Origin of the sequence: Clostridium porci, assembly GCF_009696375.1 — a bacterium.
GTDB lineage: Bacteria > Bacillota > Clostridia > Lachnospirales > Lachnospiraceae > Enterocloster > Enterocloster porci.
This window is the reverse complement of the sequence record NZ_VUMD01000046.1, coordinates 1-3178: the sequence shown is the minus strand read 5'-3', so window position 1 is coordinate 3178 and position 3178 is coordinate 1. Positions and strand designations below refer to the sequence as shown.

Genomic DNA, 3178 nt, shown 5'->3' with positions numbered 1-3178 from the left:
GTTTTTTACTGTAAGCTGAAGCAATACTAACTCACCTGCATAGCAGGTGGTTTATTCGTTTTCCAAAGTTCCGTTTTTCGGATCAGCGAAAAACTCCACATTGGTAAACAGGGCTTTGCCCTAACAACAAAAAAACACGGTTCCCAGTGGCTTTTATCGCTACTGGAACCGTGCTTTTGGTTCGTATTTTCGTGAATACACTTTTGATTCTATTCTGTATATGCAATGAGCCGGCTATCGTTCTCAGATACATCGATTACGATCCTGCTTCCTTCTCCCACGCCATTGCCCAGAATCAGCTTGGCTGCCAGGGTTTCCACATGCTTTTGCAGATAACGTTTCAAAGGACGGGCTCCGTATACCGGATCATATCCCCTCTCTGTAATAAAGGTCTTGGCCTCCCCAGTTAGCTCAATGGTCAGCTCCCTATCAGCCAGCCGCTTGTTTAAATCTTCTATACATAGCTCTACAATGCTACTAATATTTTCTCTGGTCAAAGGCTTAAAAAGGATGGTTTCATCCAGACGGTTTAAAAACTCCGGCCTAAAATGCTGCTGCAGATCCTTCATAACTGCCGTCTCCGCCTCAGGCTTAATGTTTCCCCCCTCGTCGATGCCCTCCAGCAAATACTGGGAGCCAATGTTGGAGGTAAGGATCAGAATGGTGTTTTTGAAATCTACCGTCCTGCCCTGAGAATCCGTAATGCGACCGTCATCCAGAACCTGTAAAAGCACATTAAACACATCTGGGTGCGCTTTCTCCACCTCGTCAAAAAGCACTACGCTGTATGGCTTGCGGCGGACTGCTTCCGTCAGCTGGCCGCCCTCGTCGTACCCTATATATCCGGGAGGAGCGCCAATGAGGCGTGCCACTGAATGCTTCTCCATATACTCGCTCATATCAATACGAACCATATTGGACTCATCATCAAACAGTGCTTCTGCCAGAGACTTTGCCAGCTCTGTCTTGCCTACGCCGGTAGGTCCCAAAAACAGGAAGGAGCCGATGGGCTTTGTAGGATCCTTGATGCCTGCCTTGGATCGGATGATAGCCTCTGTAACCTTCTCCACTCCTTCATCCTGCCCTATCACACGCCTGTGAAGAACTTCGTCCAGATGCAGGGTCTTGCTTCGCTCGCTCTCTGTCAGCTTTGACACAGGAATTCCTGTCCATTTTGACACAATCCTGGCGATTTCTTCCTCTGTAACACTCTCTCGAACCAGGCTCAAATCCTCCTTTTTAATCCGCTCCTCCTCCGCCTCCAGCTCTTTTTGGAGCTGAGGCAGTCTGCCATACTGGAGCTCTGCCGCTTTATTTAGATCATATTTCTGCTGCGCATCCTGAATCTCCCGGTTAACAGACTCTATCTCTTCCCTCAGGGTGGAGAGACGGTCTATGCTGGCCTTCTCATTCTCCCACTGGGCCTTCTGCGCCGCAAAGCTATCGCGAAGCTCTGCCAGCTCCTTTTGCAGATCTGCCAAACGCTCCTGGCTTAAGCGATCCGTTTCCTTCTTAAGAGCAGCCTCCTCAATCTCCATCTGCATCAGCTTTCTGGACATTTCATCCAGCTCTGCCGGCATGGTATCCATCTCCGTCTTAATCATGGCGCAGGCCTCGTCCACCAGATCAATAGCCTTATCCGGCAAGAACCGGTCGGAAATATAACGATCGGACAGAGCAGCTGCATTTACCAGGGCAGAGTCTGTAATTTTAACGCCATGAAACACCTCATACCGCTCCTTAATACCTCTTAATATAGAGATGGTATCCTCTACCGTAGGCTCATCTACCATGACCGGCTGAAACCTCCGTTCCAAAGCCGCATCCTTCTCAATATACTGGCGGTACTCGTTGAGCGTGGTTGCTCCGATACAGTGGAGCTCTCCTCTTGCCAGCATAGGCTTTAACATATTGCCTGCATCCATAGAGCCCTCTGTCTTTCCGGCTCCTACAATGGTGTGGAGCTCATCAATAAAAAGAATAATCTGCCCGTCGCTCTTTTTTACCTCCTCCAGCACCGCCTTCAGACGCTCCTCAAACTCTCCTCTGTACTTTGCGCCGGCCACAAGGGAACCCATATCCAGGGCAAACAGCTTCTTATCTTTAAGTCCATCAGGAACATCTCCACGGACAATTCTCTGAGCCAGCCCTTCCACCACAGCGGTCTTACCTACGCCAGGCTCGCCGATGAGCACCGGGTTATTCTTGGTTTTACGGGACAGAATACGTATCACGTTACGAATCTCGCTGTCACGGCCGATTACCGGGTCCAGCTTCTGATCTCTGGCACGCTCCACCAGATCATAGCCATATTTCTGGAGTGTGTCATAGGTGGCCTCCGGATTGTCAGTTACCACTCTCTGATTCCCTCTAACAGTAGACAGCGCCTGCAAAAAGGCTTCTCTGCTAATGCCGCTGTCCTTGAATAACTCCTTAACCTCCTTATTAGGCTGCTTAATCAAAGCCAAAAACAAGTGCTCTACCGACACATACTCATCACCCATGGCTTTCGCTTCATCCTCAGCGTTTATCAATACCTTATTCAAATCATTGCTGATATACAGCTGACCGCCGTTTACCTTGGGCAGACGCTCCAGCGCTCTCTTTACTCTGCCTGCAAATTGCTCTCCGGGAATCCCCATCTTGGTAATTAGCTTGAAAATCAAGCTGTCCTCCAGGGTAAGAAGACTGTAAAGTAGATGCTGCTGATCCATCTGCTGGTTTCCATATTCGTAAGCTGCCTTTTCACAGTTTTGGACTGCTTCCATCGATTTCTGTGTAAATTTATTAATATTCATCGCCCATTCCCCTTTCTTTTATCCCAGCTCTTTTTCAGAAGCCGGTACGGAATTGTGCATTGCTCTTTGTTCTAGTCGTACTATAACATATATTATCAGCACTGTCAATAGATGAGTGCTAATTTTATTCTTCTTTTCCCCTTCATAGCAGGGGGTGAAGTAATGATGGATTTTTACTGCTACAAACTTAAAGGACTTTTTAGACCGTTTTGGGGCGGGGGAATTAAAATCGATCATCACAAGCATTTTACACAGTCAAGACCACCGGCTTAGCCGGTGGCTTGCTTTGACCCTATAAGGGTCTGTTACCGGCACCGGAGTCTAAAGACTCATCGAAATCGGTTCGCCAAGCGCAACATCTTTTACCTACTAAGCCCTAA

Annotated in this window: 1 protein-coding gene; it reads right to left on the bottom strand. The window is 48.2% G+C overall.

The annotated features are described in order from the left end of the window. Positions 1 to 209: 209 nt before the first annotated feature. Positions 210 to 2798, bottom strand: coding sequence for an ATP-dependent chaperone ClpB (gene clpB, locus FYJ39_RS20150; protein ID WP_154474092.1), 2589 nt, complete (start codon positions 2796 to 2798; stop codon positions 210 to 212). Positions 2799 to 3178: the final 380 nt, after the last annotated feature.